Source organism: Dickeya ananatis (assembly GCF_019464615.1).
Taxonomy (GTDB): domain Bacteria; phylum Pseudomonadota; class Gammaproteobacteria; order Enterobacterales; family Enterobacteriaceae; genus Dickeya; species Dickeya oryzae.
In genome coordinates, this window is the sequence record NZ_CP040816.1 from 4,281,053 (window position 1) to 4,294,971 (window position 13,919).

14 protein-coding genes are annotated in these 13,919 nt (G+C 53.9%); 12 read left to right on the forward strand and 2 right to left on the reverse strand.

All coding sequences use genetic code 11. The features are described from left to right. The first annotated feature begins 59 nt into the window (after positions 1-59). From FGI04_RS19085 to FGI04_RS19130, 10 genes are all read left to right on the forward strand, one after another. Complete coding sequence (locus FGI04_RS19085) at positions 60-191, forward strand: hypothetical protein (protein ID WP_258235588.1); 132 nt, start codon at positions 60-62, stop codon at positions 189-191. 791 nt (positions 192-982) lie between these two features. Further along, positions 983-1,066, forward strand: coding sequence for a Hok/Gef family protein (locus tag FGI04_RS19090; protein WP_407274704.1), 84 nt, complete (start codon positions 983-985; stop codon positions 1,064-1,066). A 114-nt stretch (positions 1,067-1,180) separates the two neighbouring features. Next, the gene (gene arnB, locus FGI04_RS19095; RefSeq protein WP_012886789.1) at positions 1,181-2,323 is read left to right on the forward strand and encodes a UDP-4-amino-4-deoxy-L-arabinose aminotransferase; all 1,143 of its coding nucleotides are present in this window, start codon (positions 1,181-1,183) and stop codon (positions 2,321-2,323) included. Further along, positions 2,323-3,306, forward strand: a complete 984-nt coding sequence (gene arnC, locus FGI04_RS19100; protein WP_248588705.1) for an undecaprenyl-phosphate 4-deoxy-4-formamido-L-arabinose transferase — start codon at positions 2,323-2,325, stop codon at positions 3,304-3,306. The genes arnB and arnC overlap by 1 nt, the downstream gene beginning before the upstream one ends. Further along, positions 3,303-5,294, forward strand: coding sequence for a bifunctional UDP-4-amino-4-deoxy-L-arabinose formyltransferase/UDP-glucuronic acid oxidase ArnA (gene arnA / locus FGI04_RS19105; RefSeq protein WP_407274291.1), 1,992 nt, complete (start codon positions 3,303-3,305; stop codon positions 5,292-5,294). The genes arnC and arnA overlap by 4 nt, the downstream gene beginning before the upstream one ends. Continuing rightward, positions 5,291-6,190 carry a 4-deoxy-4-formamido-L-arabinose-phosphoundecaprenol deformylase gene (gene arnD / locus FGI04_RS19110; protein ID WP_012886792.1) on the forward strand — a complete coding sequence of 300 codons (900 nt, stop codon included), beginning with the start codon at positions 5,291-5,293 and terminating at the stop codon, positions 6,188-6,190. The genes arnA and arnD overlap by 4 nt, the downstream gene beginning before the upstream one ends. Beyond that, entirely contained in the window at positions 6,190-7,848 is a 1,659-nt protein-coding gene (gene arnT, locus FGI04_RS19115) for a lipid IV(A) 4-amino-4-deoxy-L-arabinosyltransferase (RefSeq protein WP_407274290.1), read from the forward strand. The genes arnD and arnT overlap by 1 nt, the downstream gene beginning before the upstream one ends. Next, positions 7,845-8,186: a 4-amino-4-deoxy-L-arabinose-phosphoundecaprenol flippase subunit ArnE gene (gene arnE / locus FGI04_RS19120; RefSeq protein ID WP_038906138.1), complete on the forward strand. Its 342-nt coding sequence runs from the start codon at positions 7,845-7,847 to the stop codon at positions 8,184-8,186. Before arnT ends, arnE begins: the two co-directional genes overlap by 4 nt. After that, positions 8,183-8,581 (forward strand): 4-amino-4-deoxy-L-arabinose-phosphoundecaprenol flippase subunit ArnF, encoded by a 399-nt coding sequence (gene arnF / locus FGI04_RS19125; protein WP_342699145.1) that lies wholly within the window; start codon positions 8,183-8,185, stop codon positions 8,579-8,581. The genes arnE and arnF overlap by 4 nt, the downstream gene beginning before the upstream one ends. A gap of 98 nt (positions 8,582-8,679) precedes the next feature. Then, entirely contained in the window at positions 8,680-9,159 is a 480-nt protein-coding gene (locus FGI04_RS19130) for a GNAT family N-acetyltransferase (RefSeq protein WP_153508482.1), read from the forward strand. 109 nt (positions 9,160-9,268) lie between these two features. Here the strand turns inward: FGI04_RS19130 and hppD are convergent, their stop codons facing one another. After that, positions 9,269-10,357: a 4-hydroxyphenylpyruvate dioxygenase gene (hppD, locus tag FGI04_RS19135; protein WP_407322117.1), complete on the reverse strand. Its 1,089-nt coding sequence runs from the start codon at positions 10,355-10,357 to the stop codon at positions 9,269-9,271. Positions 10,358-10,677: 320 nt separating this feature from the next. On the opposite strand from hppD, the gene FGI04_RS19140 reads away from it, so the two are divergent. After that, entirely contained in the window at positions 10,678-11,451 is a 774-nt protein-coding gene (locus FGI04_RS19140; RefSeq protein WP_342699142.1) for an MBL fold metallo-hydrolase, read from the forward strand. A gap of 43 nt (positions 11,452-11,494) precedes the next feature. Beyond that, a complete protein-coding gene (locus tag FGI04_RS19145) occupies positions 11,495-12,538 on the forward strand; it encodes a GlxA family transcriptional regulator (RefSeq protein WP_407337120.1) in 1,044 nt (347 codons plus the stop codon). On the opposite strand, the gene mnmE is transcribed toward FGI04_RS19145, so the two are convergent. Then, entirely contained in the window at positions 12,461-13,825 is a 1,365-nt protein-coding gene (gene mnmE / locus FGI04_RS19150; protein ID WP_407274287.1) for a tRNA uridine-5-carboxymethylaminomethyl(34) synthesis GTPase MnmE, read from the reverse strand. The two genes, FGI04_RS19145 and mnmE, sit on opposite strands and share 78 nt — an antisense overlap. Positions 13,826-13,919: the final 94 nt, after the last annotated feature.

Here is a 13,919-nt window from a genome sequence, read left to right on the forward strand (position 1 = left end):
GCGAACTCTTATCGAATTAAGTAAGCATTTACTAACTTAATCGATGCGGGATGTCTGTTGTGATGACAGGCTGTATGACGTCGGCATTGTCTGCCGGGGCAGAAGAAAAGAGACGAAACCAGTCTGAGCGGGTCACTGAAAAAGTGATTCTGGAAGGGGCCTGGTACCTGTCTCGTCAGGAGAAAAAATAACGATCCCCTCAGTTAATGACGTTTATCCTAACGGCTCGGATCGGCGTAAATCTTGATATAGAACAGATAAAGTGAGGTAAAAATAACCAAAAACTTTCATGCAGTTATCAAAAAAGATGGAAATATCTCCTGACAAGATAAGAGGATGTAAAACCGGCGGGCTTTGCAGCAACAGTGTAGTAACAGAAGCGCTGCCAGTAACAGAAGAAGCGTAAGAAGAAAAAGAGTAGCAGACGCGTCGGTATCGTACCGATAGCGTTTATCCTGTCTGTTGCGATGACGTTTCTTCCTGAACGGTTGTCATATCATAAAATCTGGCTATGCTTTGTTTATGATAATTAAAGGATATGAGGAAAAAGCGAGAGAGTGGTCGCGGCTGAAGTGAAAGTAACGTGCTATATCTGTTTACTATTCCGCAATGCATTGCGCAGTACAGTAAATTTCATAGCAAGATAAGCAATCGGTATAAATAAGATTTATTTCTATTTCGATGGGCATTAATAATATTGCAAGAAAGCGTAATTATTGTCTTGTTTTGATGTCTGCGTGATGTTTATCACGAAAAAATATTATATTTCGTGTGCTTATATGCGTGGCTATCATCATTGAACTCTATTTTTATTGACGATGGGTTTAAGCATGGCTTGTTATCCTCCCATAGAGTGGATTTGTTTTGCGAATAGCGTTTGCACCGTGAATTGTGGTTTGCGGGTTGAACATCGCCTGAAAAAAAGCGTCTTAATACTCAACTAAGAAATCTGCGTTATGCTCGTCTGCTAATTGTCAGACAGGTGATATTGTTGATAGTCATATGTCTGTCACTAATTGCTTTTCTACTTATGCTGCGCAAGGACCTAAGGAGTGGTTTCCCCTGACGTATTTATCCCCAGCTCCGATTCTGATGGCGGGACGGCGGTGTTACCAGAGCGTTTAAAATATTATCTCGCCATACCAACAATCATCGATTTAACCTGAGAGTGAATTTTTACATGGCTGATTTTCTACCTTTCTCACGCCCCGCGTTAGGTGAGGAAGAGCTTGCCGCAGTCGAGCAGGTTCTTCGTTCCGGATGGATTACCACTGGCCCTAAAAATCAGGAACTGGAACAACAGTTTGCTGCACTGACCGGCGCGAAACACGCCATTTCCGTGAGTTCTGCGACGGGGGGCATGCATGTCACCCTGATGGCGCTGGGGATCGGCGCGGGCGATGAGGTTATTACACCGTCGCTGACCTGGGTTTCCACCCTGAATATGATCGTACTGCTCGGTGCTGAACCGGTCATGGTGGATGTGGATCGCGACAATCTGATGGTGACACCACAAGCGATTGAAGCGGCCATTACTCCCCGAACCAAAGCCATTATCCCGGTTCACTATGCTGGTGCGCCGGCCGATATCGACGCGATTCGAGACATCGGCCGTCGCCACGGTATTCCGGTAATTGAAGATGCGGCCCATGCGGCTGGCACTTACTACCGTGGTCATCACGTTGGCGGCGAAGGTACGGCGATTTTCTCTTTCCATGCCATCAAAAATATGACCTGCGCTGAAGGCGGTTTGGTGGTAACGGACGACGACGAACTGGCCAACCGTATTCGTAGCCTCAAGTTCCACGGTCTGGCGGTCGACGCCTTTGATCGCATGGTGCAGGGGCGTGCGCCGCAGGCGGAAGTGGTGTCGCCGGGCTTCAAATACAACCTGCCGGATATCAGTGCGGCGATTGCGCTGGTACAACTGAACAAACTGGCTGCTAATAATGCCCGCCGCGAAGCGCTGGCCCAGCGTTATCTGCAAAAATTGGCGTCATTGCCATTCCAGCCGCTGTCACTGCCGTCATGGCCGCATCAGCACGCCTGGCACCTGTTTATTATTCGGGTAGATGAAGCGCGTTGCGGTATCGATCGCGACGGCCTGATGCAGGCGTTAAAAGAGCGTAATATCGGCACCGGCCTGCATTTCCGCGCCGCACATACTCAGAAATATTACCGTGAGCGTTTCACCAACCTGCATCTGCCGAATACCGACTGGAACTCAGCGCGTATCTGCTCCCTGCCGTTGTTCCCGGATATGCATGACGAGGATGTGGACAGGGTGGTAGAGGCGTTAACTGAACTGGCGGGGAAACACTGATGTCAGACATGGAAGCAATTAATAAAGTCTCGGTGGTGATCCCGGTTTTCAACGAGCAGGAAAGCTTACCGGAACTGATTCGTCGTACTACCACCGCCTGTGAGCAATTGAGTCAGGATTATGAAATCCTGCTGGTAGACGACGGCAGTAGTGACAATTCTGCCGCAATGCTGACCGAAGCCGCGCAGGCACCGGGCAGCCATGTGGTGGCGGTGATACTCAATCGTAACTACGGCCAACATTCGGCGATCATGGCGGGGTTCAGCCATGTATCGGGCGATCTTATCATCACGCTGGATGCTGACTTGCAAAACCCGCCGGAGGAAATTCCCCGACTGGTGAGCACGGCGGAGCAAGGGTATGACGTGGTGGGCACCATCCGTGAGAATCGTCAGGACAGTTGGTTTCGCAAAACCGCGTCACGCATGATCAACCACCTGATTCAGCGTACTACCGGCAAGGCGATGAACGACTATGGCTGTATGTTGCGTGCCTATCGCCGCCATATCATCGACGCGATGCTGCACTGCCATGAGCGCAGTACGTTTATCCCAATTCTCGCTAATACTTTCGCCCGTCGCACGACTGAAATTCTGGTGCGCCATTCTGAGCGTGAATTTGGTGATTCCAAATACAGCTTCATGAAACTGATTAACCTGATGTACGACCTGGTGACCTGCCTGACAACGACGCCGCTGCGCTTGTTGAGCGTTGTGGGCAGCGTCATTGCGATTTCCGGTTTCACGCTGGCGCTGTTGTTGATTCTGATGCGTCTGTTTTTCGGCGCAGCCTGGGCAGCGGACGGTGTGTTCACACTGTTTGCCGTCCTGTTTTCCTTTATCGGCGCCCAGTTCGTCGGCATGGGGCTACTTGGGGAATATATCGGACGAATCTACAACGATGTTCGCGCGCGTCCCCGCTATTTTATTCAACGTATTGTTGGCAATGATCCACGATTTTCTGAACAGGACAATGAAGAATGAAAGCAGTTGTTTTTGCCTATCATGATTTTGGCTGCGTGGGACTCCGCGCGTTGGTGGCAGCGGGTTATACCGTAGAAGCGGTATTTACTCATGCGGATAATCCCGCAGAAAATCAGTTTTTTGGATCGGTAGCCCGTACCGCAGCGGAACTGGGTATCCCGGTATTCGCACCGGAAGACGTCAACCACCCGCTGTGGGTGGAGCGCATCGCTGCGATGTCGCCGGACGTGATTTTCTCCTTCTACTATCGCCACCTGCTGAGCGACGCTATTTTGCAAAGCGCAGCCCATGGTGCGTACAACCTGCATGGTTCGCTGCTGCCGCGTTATCGTGGCCGGGCACCGCTGAACTGGGCGCTGGTTAACGGTGAAACTGAAACCGGCGTCACCCTGCACCGTATGGTCGCGCGTGCCGATGCCGGTAATATCGTGGCGCAACAGCGTGTGGCTATCGACGAGAGCGATACCGCGCTGAGTCTGCATCATAAGCTGCGTGACGTCGCCAGCCAGTTGCTGAAAGACCACCTGCCAGCTATAGCGGCAGGTAAAGCGAATGATATTCCACAGGATGAAAGCCAGGCTACCTATGTGGGCCGCCGTACTCCGGAAGATGGCCGCATTGAATGGCAGAAACCGGCACGTGCGCTGTACAACCTGGTACGTGCGGTGACCGAGCCGTGGCCGGGCGCATTTAGCTTTGTCGGTACTACCAAGTTCATTATCTGGCAGGCGAAAGTGCGTACTGACTTTGCCGCTGCCAAACCGGGCACCGTGCTGAGCACGTCACCGCTGGTGGTTGCTTGCGGTAACGACGCGTTGGAGATCGTGACCGGTCAGGGGGATAACGGTATTTATCTGCAAGGCGCGCAACTGGCCCAAAGCCTGGGTCTGGTGACCGGCGCTATCCTCAACAACTCGCCGGTGGTGAGTGTGAAGCGTCGTACCCGTGTGCTGATCCTCGGGGTGAATGGCTTTATCGGTAACCACCTGACCGAGCGTCTGTTGCAGGAAGATAACTACGAAGTGTTCGGTCTGGACATCAGCTCCGATGCTATCGAGCGTTTCCTCGATAACCCGCGCTTCCACTTCGTGGAAGGGGACATCAGCATCCACTCAGAGTGGATCGAATACCACATCAAGAAATGCGACGTGGTGCTGCCGCTGGTGGCGATTGCCACGCCTATCGAATATACCCGCAACCCGCTGCGTGTGTTCGAGCTGGATTTCGAAGAAAACCTGAAAACCATTCGTGATTGCGTGAAGTACAAAAAACGCATCATTTTCCCGTCCACTTCTGAAGTGTACGGCATGTGTACCGATCCGGTATTCGACGAAGACAACTCTAACCTGATCGTCGGGCCTATCAACAAACAGCGTTGGATTTACTCTGTATCTAAACAGCTGTTGGACCGCGTTATCTGGGCTTACGGCGAAAAAGAAGGGCTGCGTTTCACCCTGTTCCGTCCGTTTAACTGGATGGGGCCGCGTCTGGATAACCTGAATGCTGCGCGTATCGGCAGTTCCCGTGCTATCACCCAGTTGATCCTGAACCTGGTGGAAGGCTCGCCTATCAAGCTGGTTGATGGTGGTCGTCAGAAACGCTGCTTTACCGACATCAAAGACGGTATCGAAGCACTGTTCCGCATCATCGAGAATAAAGACGGCGTGTGTGATGGTCAGATCATCAACATCGGTAACCCGGAAAACGAAGCGAGCATTCGCCAGCTGGCGGAAATGCTGCTGGAGAGCTTCGAGAAGCATCCGCTGCGTAACCAGTTCCCGCCGTTCGCCGGTTTCCGCGAAGTAGAAAGCAGCAGCTACTACGGTAAAGGCTATCAGGATGTGGAGCATCGTAAGCCCAGCATCCGCAACGCCAAGCGCCTGTTGCATTGGCAGCCGACTATCGAGATGGAAAAAACCGTGGCTGAAACGCTGGACTTCTTCCTCCAGACTGTTGAAACCGGTCAATTCAGTCAGGACGGCGAATGAGAAAAGTAGGGTTACGGATCGACGTTGATACCTGGCGCGGCACGCGGGTGGGGGTCCCCCGCTTGCTGGAGTTGCTGGACGTCTATGGCGTTCGGGCCAGCTTTTTCTTCAGTGTCGGTCCCGACAACATGGGGCGCCATCTCTGGCGCCTGATCCGCCCGGTATTTTTGTGGAAGATGCTGCGCTCGCGCGCAGCATCGCTGTATGGCTGGGATATCCTGCTGGCGGGCACCGCCTGGCCGGGTCGGGTGATCGGCCGTGGTCTGCCGGACCCGATTGTTGCCGCGTCCCGGCAACATGAAGTTGGGTTGCACGCCTGGGATCACTTCGCCTGGCAAACCTGGGCCGGGGTGTGGGATCAGGCCAAAATGGAACAACAGATCAAGCTTGCCTACGACGCGTTGCAGTCGATTACCGGCGAACCGGTCATCTGCTCCGCGGTGGCAGGCTGGCGTGCGGATCAAACCGCCGTCGAAGCCAAACAGCGGTTTGGCTTTCGCTACAATAGCGATTGTCGCGGTACCGCGCCGTTCCGCCCGTTACTTAACGACGGCAGCACCGGTACGGTACAGATTCCGGTCACGTTGCCGACCTGGGATGAAGCGGTTGGCCGGGAAACCAATGCCGCTGATTTCAACCGCTATATTCTGGATAAAATCCATCAGGATCAGGGTACACCGGTCTATACCATCCATGCCGAAGTGGAGGGTATTGTGATGAGCGATCAGTTCAGCGAGTTGCTGGCTCTGGCGGAGCAGGAGGGCATTCGCTTTTGTCCGCTCAGTGAATTGCTGCCGGATGATACCACTACGTTGCCGGTCGGACGCGTGGTGCGGGGTTCTCTCGCCGGACGCGATGGCTGGTTGGGATGTCAGCAGACCGTGGAGGCGGCCTGATGAAATACGCACGTCAAACAACGCTATGGCTGGCGTTGTTACTGCTCTACTACTTTATTCCCCTCAATGGCCGTCTGTTATGGCAACCGGATGAAACCCGTTATGCGGAGATCAGCCGGGAAATGCTGGCGGGCGGCAACTGGATTGCCCCACATTTTCTGGGTATTCGCTATTTTGAAAAACCGATCGCCGGTTACTGGGTGAATAACATCGGCCAGTGGCTGCTGGGAGATAATAACGCCGGTGTGCGTGCCGGTTCGGTGTTTTCCATCTTGCTGACGGCAGGACTGATTTACTGGCTGACGCAGCGGTTGTGGCAGCAGCGGCGTACCTCGCTGTTGGCGATGGCTATCTACCTGAGCTGTTTTTTGGTGTATGGCATCGGTACCTATGCGGTGCTCGACCCTATCGTCACCTTGTGGCTGGCGGCGGCGATGTGCAGTTTCTGGGGAGCCGCGCAGGCCACTACTCGCAGCAGTAAAATCGGTGGTTACCTGCTACTGGGCGTAGTGTGCGGCATGGGCTTCATGACCAAGGGCTTTCTGGCGTTGGCGGTGCCGGTGATTGCCGTGCTGCCGTGGGTGACGCTGGAGCGGCGCTGGAAAGAGGTGCTGCTGTATGGCCCGCTGGCGATTATCAGTGCGGTAGTGGTGTCGCTACCGTGGGCGCTGGCTATCGCGCGCCAGGAGCCGGATTTCTGGCACTACTTCTTCTGGATTGAGCACATTCAGCGCTTCGCCGATTCTAAGAATGCCCAGCATAAAGCGCCGTTCTGGTACTACCTGCCAGTGTTGGTTGCGGGGGTATTGCCGTGGCTGGCTTTGCTGCCGTCGTCATTGCTACAGGGGTGGCGCGAGCGGCGTCAGCAGAGTGGTGCGTTTTACCTGTTAGGCTGGGTGGTGATGCCATTCCTGTTTTTCAGCATCGCCAAAGGAAAACTGCCGACTTACATTCTGCCTTGTTTCGCACCACTGGCGATTCTGATGGCCCGACGTGCCACCACGCTGCTTAGCCCGAAGATGCTCACCGTCAACGGCTGGATCAATCTGGCGTTTGGTGTGCTGTGTGCGTTGATTGTTGTACTGGTACTGGCCCCGTGGGGGCTGTCGCATCGTCCGCTCTATCAACCTCAGGAAGGCGCCAAGGTGGCGTTGGGCGTTGTAGCGTTTTTGTTCTGGGGTTTGATTGGTTGGTGGACGTCGCGTCAGGCGGCGACGCGCTGGCATTGGGCGGCGGTCTGCCCGCTGGGTATTGCGTTGCTGGTTGGCATGGCGATCCCGCAGCGAGTGGTAGAGAGTAAACATCCGCAGTGGTTCCTGCGTGCACCGGAGGTGGCCTCTCACCTGGCAGAGAGTCGTTACATTCTGGCCAACAGTGTGGGCATCGCGTCGGCGGCGGCCTGGGAACAAAAGCGCAGCGATATTCTGATGTACGATAATCAAGGTGAGCTGGAATATGGCTTGTCGTATCCAGACAGCGCGGATCGCATGGTGTCTGCCAGCGAATTTGCCGACTGGCTGGCGGCGCATCGCCATGAAGGTAATGTCTCGTTGGTGTTGATATTCTCTTCGGCAACTGATCCGATCACCGGCTTACCACCTGCGGATTACACTGACCGTAAAGGGCGTATTGCCTTATTGTGGTATCGCCAGCAATGATCAATTATCTGCTGATTTTGCTGGTTAGTTTGTTGACCTGCGCCGGTCAGCTTAGCCAAAAACAGGCCGCCAGCTGGCAGAGCGGTGGCCGTTCACGTCGTGCCCATATTCTGTTATGGATGGGAGTAAGCCTGCTGTTGCTGGGGCTGGCAATGCTGCTGTGGCTGGCAGTGCTGCAACGTGTGGCGGTGAGCGTGGCGTATCCGATGCTGAGCCTGAATTTCATTCTGGTTGCACTGGCCGCGCGTTGGCTATGGCGGGAAGCCATCAGCCTGCGGCAGTGGGCAGGCATCGCGCTGATTGTTATCGGTGTCATCTTGATGGGAGGGAGCGCGTGAAAGGCTATGGATGGGCGTTGTTGAGCGTGTTGCTGGTGAGTGCGGCACAGCTGTCGATGAAATGGGGAATGTCTCAGCTTCCCTCATTGACGGAACCGTTGCCGTTTATGTTCGCCATGCTGGTATTACCGATCGCGGCTACGGCGGTGCTGTTGGGGTTGGCGGCGTATGCATTCTCAATGCTGAGCTGGTTTAACGCCTTACGTTTTTTGCCGCTAAGCCGGGCTTACCCGCTGCTGAGCCTCAGCTATGTGCTGGTATGGGGACTGGCGGTGGCGATGCCCATCTTCCCTGATACGTTTAGTACCGGCAAGCTGCTGGCTATTGCGCTAATTATTGTCGGTGTATGGCTGGTGTGCAGCCGACAAGCCTCGCGTCTGGACGATGAGTCCTGATGTCTTACTGATATGACGATGCGGGAAGGTGGCGTTTTCTCTTTCCCGTTTCTCACTTCCCGGTTATCGTTTCCACTTTGATTCACTGGGATCTTCTTATGACCTTACATATCCGTTGGGCGGTGCAGCAGGATTCCGCCACCATCCTGAATTTTATTCGTGAACTGGCAGAGTACGAGAAAGCGCTGCATGAGGTGAAGACCAATCAGCAGGAAATAGAGCAAACGCTGTTTGGTGAAGGCACGTCTACCGAGGCACTGATCTGCGAATGGAACGGCGAGCCAATAGGGTTTGCGGTGTTCTTCAGTAGTTACTCCACCTGGCTTGGGCGCAACGGTATTTATCTGGAAGATTTGTATGTCTCGCCACATTATCGTGGCTACGGCGCGGGTAAAGCGTTGTTGAAATACATTGCGCGTCTGGCGGTTGAACGCGGCTGCGGGCGGCTGGAATGGAGTGTGCTGGACTGGAATCAGCCCGCCATCGATTTCTACGACAGTCTGGGCGCTGCCCCACAAAACGAGTGGATCCGCTACCGGCTGGAAGGTGACAGTCTGAAACAGGTGGCACAGGAATAGCCTGGAGTATCCGTTGCGCTAATCGCTAATGCCGCTGGCAGACGATCGATATTCAGACTGTGGCGGCCTTGTGTTGCTCATGCAAGGCCGCGCCTGATAAAAGCAGGGATTAGACTGCTTCTGTCGTCACTTTGATTTCACCGCGCGCCAGTTGGTCGCGCTCCATGGATTCAAACAGCGCTTTGAAGTTACCTTCGCCAAAGCCCTCGTCACCATCCCGCTCTATGAATTCAAAAAACAGAGGGCCGATGAGGGTTTCCGAGAAAATCTGCAACAGTAGTTTCTTCTGCCCATTATGGGTGTTGCCATCAAGCAAAATACCGCGTTTTTGCAGGGCAGCGGTATCCCGGTCATGGCCAGGCAGGCGCTCTTCCAGCATCTGGTAATAGGTTTCGGACGGCGCGGTCATCAGCGGTAATCCCGCCTGACGCAACTGATCGAGTGTCGTCAGAATATCATCGGTTTGCATGGCGATATGCTGGATACCTTCGCCATTAAACCGACGCAGGAATTCCTGGATTTGCCCATTGCTGCCTTCGGCTTCTTCATTCAGCGGAATACGAATTTTTCCGTCTGGTGCGACCATGGCTTTTGAGTGCAAACCGGTGTATTCGCCTGCAATATCAAAATAACGAATTTGTTGGAAATTAAATATCCGGCTATAGAATTCAGACCAGTAATTCATTCTTCCCTGATAGACATTGTTAGTCAGGTGGTCAATGGTGTGTAGCCCGAATCCTTTCGGATTTTTTTCCACACCGGGAATAAATGAAAATTCGATATCGAAGATATCGATATCCGAATGATATTTCTCGATGAAGTAGATTTTTGAACCACCAATTCCCTCAATAGCCGGTACCTGAATTTCGCCTGGGTTGGCGGCCTGTTCTGCGGGTCTGGCACCGGACAACAGCGCTTGTTCATACGCCTGGTGTGCATCTTTGACGTAGAACCCCATACCGCAGGCCCCTGCACCGTGTTCCTGCAAAAAGGTTCGCGGAAAACCGGTAGCGGTATTATTAACAAGGAAGTTGATATTATTTTGTCGAAACAGCGAAATAGCGCGGTGACGATGGTGTGCAACACAGGTAAACCCGAGAGAAACGAATAATGTCGACAGTGCTTCCGGGTCATCGGTGACAAATTCGATAAAAGCAAATCCATTTAAATTGAGCGGGTTGGCTAATAAATTAGTCATACTATTTCCTTTGTCCATAAAGGAGACGGTTAACATAAATCGGCGACGTGCTTGTCAGAGTGGATAATAGCGCCCTTATTCATTCAAGGATAACAATTTTTTCTTATTAAAAGCACAGTAAATAAATTCGAAGTAGTTTCATTTATTAATAATTATTAATTATCGCATCGATAGTGAGTGAATGCGCTCCGGTGTAATGAAAAATAATGAATTGGCCCAAATGTAGCGATAAATGACCTTTGGGCCACTACTGGTGATGTGGTTTTTTAAGCAGAATGACGGTAGTCCGCCATGTATGTCTTAAAAAGAGGAATACCGCTATGAACATTACCCAGATCAGAAATGCGACGCTCAAAATTGGCTTCGCCGGTAAAACGTTTCTCATCGATCCGATGCTGGCTGACAAAGGCGCTTATCCCGGTTTCGAGGGGACGCTGAACAGTCAGTTGCGTAACCCCCTGGTAGACTTGCCAGTCACGCTGGAGGTGCTATTTGCCGGTGTGGATGCGGTGATTGTTACCCACACGCATCTTGATCACTGGGATGATGTCGCCGCCGCTCGGCTGCCGAAATCATTACCGATATTTACCCAGCATGAGCACGATCAAAGCCTGATTCGGGCCACTGGATTTGGCGATGTCCGGCTGCTGAGCGAGCAGAGTACTTTTGGCGATATCACGCTGAGTAAAACACCGGGTCAGCATGGCAGTGATGCCATTATGGAAAAACTGGGCGAGAGGCTGGGTCAGGTGTGTGGCGTCGTGCTGCGTCATCCACAGGAAAAAACGCTGTATCTGGCGGGCGATACCGTCTGGAATGCGGACGTGGCGGAAAATTTGCATCACTATGTGCCGGAAGTGATTGTGCTCAACTGCGGCGATGCACAAATTGTCGGCCTGGGGTCAATCATCATGAACCAGCAGGATGTACTGAGCGTAGCGCAGCACGCACCGAATGCGACCCTCATCGCCAGCCATATGGAGGCGGTTAACCATTCGGCGTTGAGTCGTGCGGCTCTGGCGGATTTTGTGCAGCAACATGGCGTGTCGCATCGGGTATTGATTCCGGCCGATGGCGAGTCCTGTATGCTGTAGCCGGTATACAAAACGGGCAGTGACAACGCAGGAGGAACGTAATATGAGTAAGCCTATTCCGTCGGTCGCAGTGGTCGCCAGTGATCAGTTCAGCCCGTTTCATTTATCGGTGCCCTGTATGATTTTCGGCGATGTACTGCCGGGACAACCGTTATTCAGGTTGCGTCTTTGCGCCGGTGAAGAGGGGGTGTTGCGTTCCGCACAAGGGTTGCAGATTGATACCCCGTTCGGGCTGGATACGTTGGCGCAAGCTGATATCGTGGTGGTGCCTTACTGGCGTAACCCACAGGAAACACCGAATCCGGCGTTGCTGGAGGCGTTAGCCGAGGCCTATGCGCGTGGCAGTCTGTTGGTTGGGCTGTGTCTGGGCACCTATGTACTGGCCTGGGCCGGGCTGCTTACGCAGCGTAACGCCGCGACACACTGGGAGTTCGCGCAGGATTTTCAGCAGCGCTTTCCGGATGTACGGCTGGATACACAGGCGTTATACGTGGAAGACGAGCGGCTTATCACTTCGGCAGGGACGGCCGCTGGTCTGGATTGTTGCCTGCATGTGGTCAGAAAGTACCACGGTAGTGTCATCGCCAATAAAATCGCCAGAAGAATGGTGATCCCCCCGCATCGTGAAGGCGGTCAGGCACAGTTCATCGAGCGGCCGATGCCGACATCGACGCAGGACGCCAGAATCAACGCGCTACTGGATTACCTGAGAAGCCGCCTCGACCATTCTTATCATCTCGACGACCTGGCGCGCCGGACGCTAATGAGCCGTCGCACGTTCACCCGACAGTTTCACAAGGCTACCGGGATGTCGGTCGGTGAATGGCTGATGGCCGAGCGTCTGCAACAAAGCCAGACATTGCTGGAATCCACCACGTTGTCGATCGAGGCTATCGCCGAACAGGTTGGCTTCGGCACCGCAGCGTCACTGCGTCAGCACTTCCGCCGCCAGTTTAACGTCACGCCCGGCGAGTGGCGCCGGACGTTTTTGGGTGGGAGTACGTCTATGTCACTTCCCAATACAAAAACTGGAAAAAATTCGCCCCAGCAGATCGTCGGAGGTGAATTCACCGGTGATTTCACTTAACGCCTGCTGTGCCAGTCGAAGTTCTTCGGCCAGCAGTTCACCGGCGTAGGCACTGACCAGTTGTTCGTGGCCTTGCTGCAGATGCTGCGCTGCTTGTTCCAGCGCCTGCAAGTGACGACGGCGGGCCAGGAAGCCCCCTTCGGTGTTGCTGGTAAATCCCATGCTTTGTTTGAGGTGGTCACGCAGCAGGTCTACACCGTCACCCGTTCGGGCGGAAAGGCGGATAAGTGAGTAAGTATTTACCTCTTCAATACCTAGCGGCTCGCCGGTGACATCTGCTTTGTTACGCACGACGGTGATCGGCAATCGGCTTGGTAGTCTTGCCATAAATTCTGGCCAGATAGCCGCTGGTTCTACCGCGTCGGTGGTGGTGCCATCCACCATAAACAGTACCCGGTCGGCCTGTTCGATTTCCTGCCACGCTCGTTCAATACCGATACGTTCTACTTCGTCGCTGGCTTCGCGCAGCCCGGCTGTATCAATGATATGCAGCGGCATACCATCGATGTGAATATGCTCACGCAGCACATCGCGCGTGGTACCGGCGATATCGGTGACGATAGCGGCATCACGCCCGGCCAGCGCATTCAGCAGGCTGGATTTACCGGCGTTGGGTCGGCCAGCAATCACCACTTTCATCCCTTCACGTAACAGGCTGCCCTGCCGCGCTTCGCCACGAACACCTTCCAGATCGCTTATTACTGCATTGAGCATGGCCTCGATTTTGCCGTCGGAGAGAAAATCGATCTCCTCATCGGGGAAATCAATCGCTGCTTCCACATAGATTCGAAGGTGAGTGAGTGCTTCCACCAGTTGATGAACGCGGGAGGAGAAGACACCTTGCAGCGAGTTGACGGCGGAACGGGCCGCCTGCTCAGAACTGGCGTCGATCAGGTCGGCAATCGCTTCGGCTTGCGCCAGATCCAGTTTGTCGTTTAAAAACGCCCGTTCGGAGAATTCGCCGGGGCGGGCGATGCGCACATCCGGCAGTGCCACGACGCGCTTGAGCAGCAGGTCGAGGATCACCGGGCCACCGTGACCTTGTAATTCCAGCACGTCTTCACCTGTAAAGGAGTTCGGGCCGGGGAACCACAGGGCAATGCCTTGATCGAGCACGCTGCCATCGACGTCATGGAAAGGCAGGTAATCGGCGTAACGTGGTTTAGGCAGCTTACCCAGTACGGCTTGTGCTACCGCTGAGGCTTGGCGGCCGGAGATGCGCAGAATACCTACGCCGCCGCGTCCCGGCGGGGTGGCTTGGGCAACGATGGTGTCGGTATGGCTCATGGTGTTCTCTCTGCCTTTTCGCCTGTTTTCAGGCACGGTTACGGGGTTGTCTTACGGTAAAAAAATGAGGCGGTCAGTGACCGCCTCATAATGA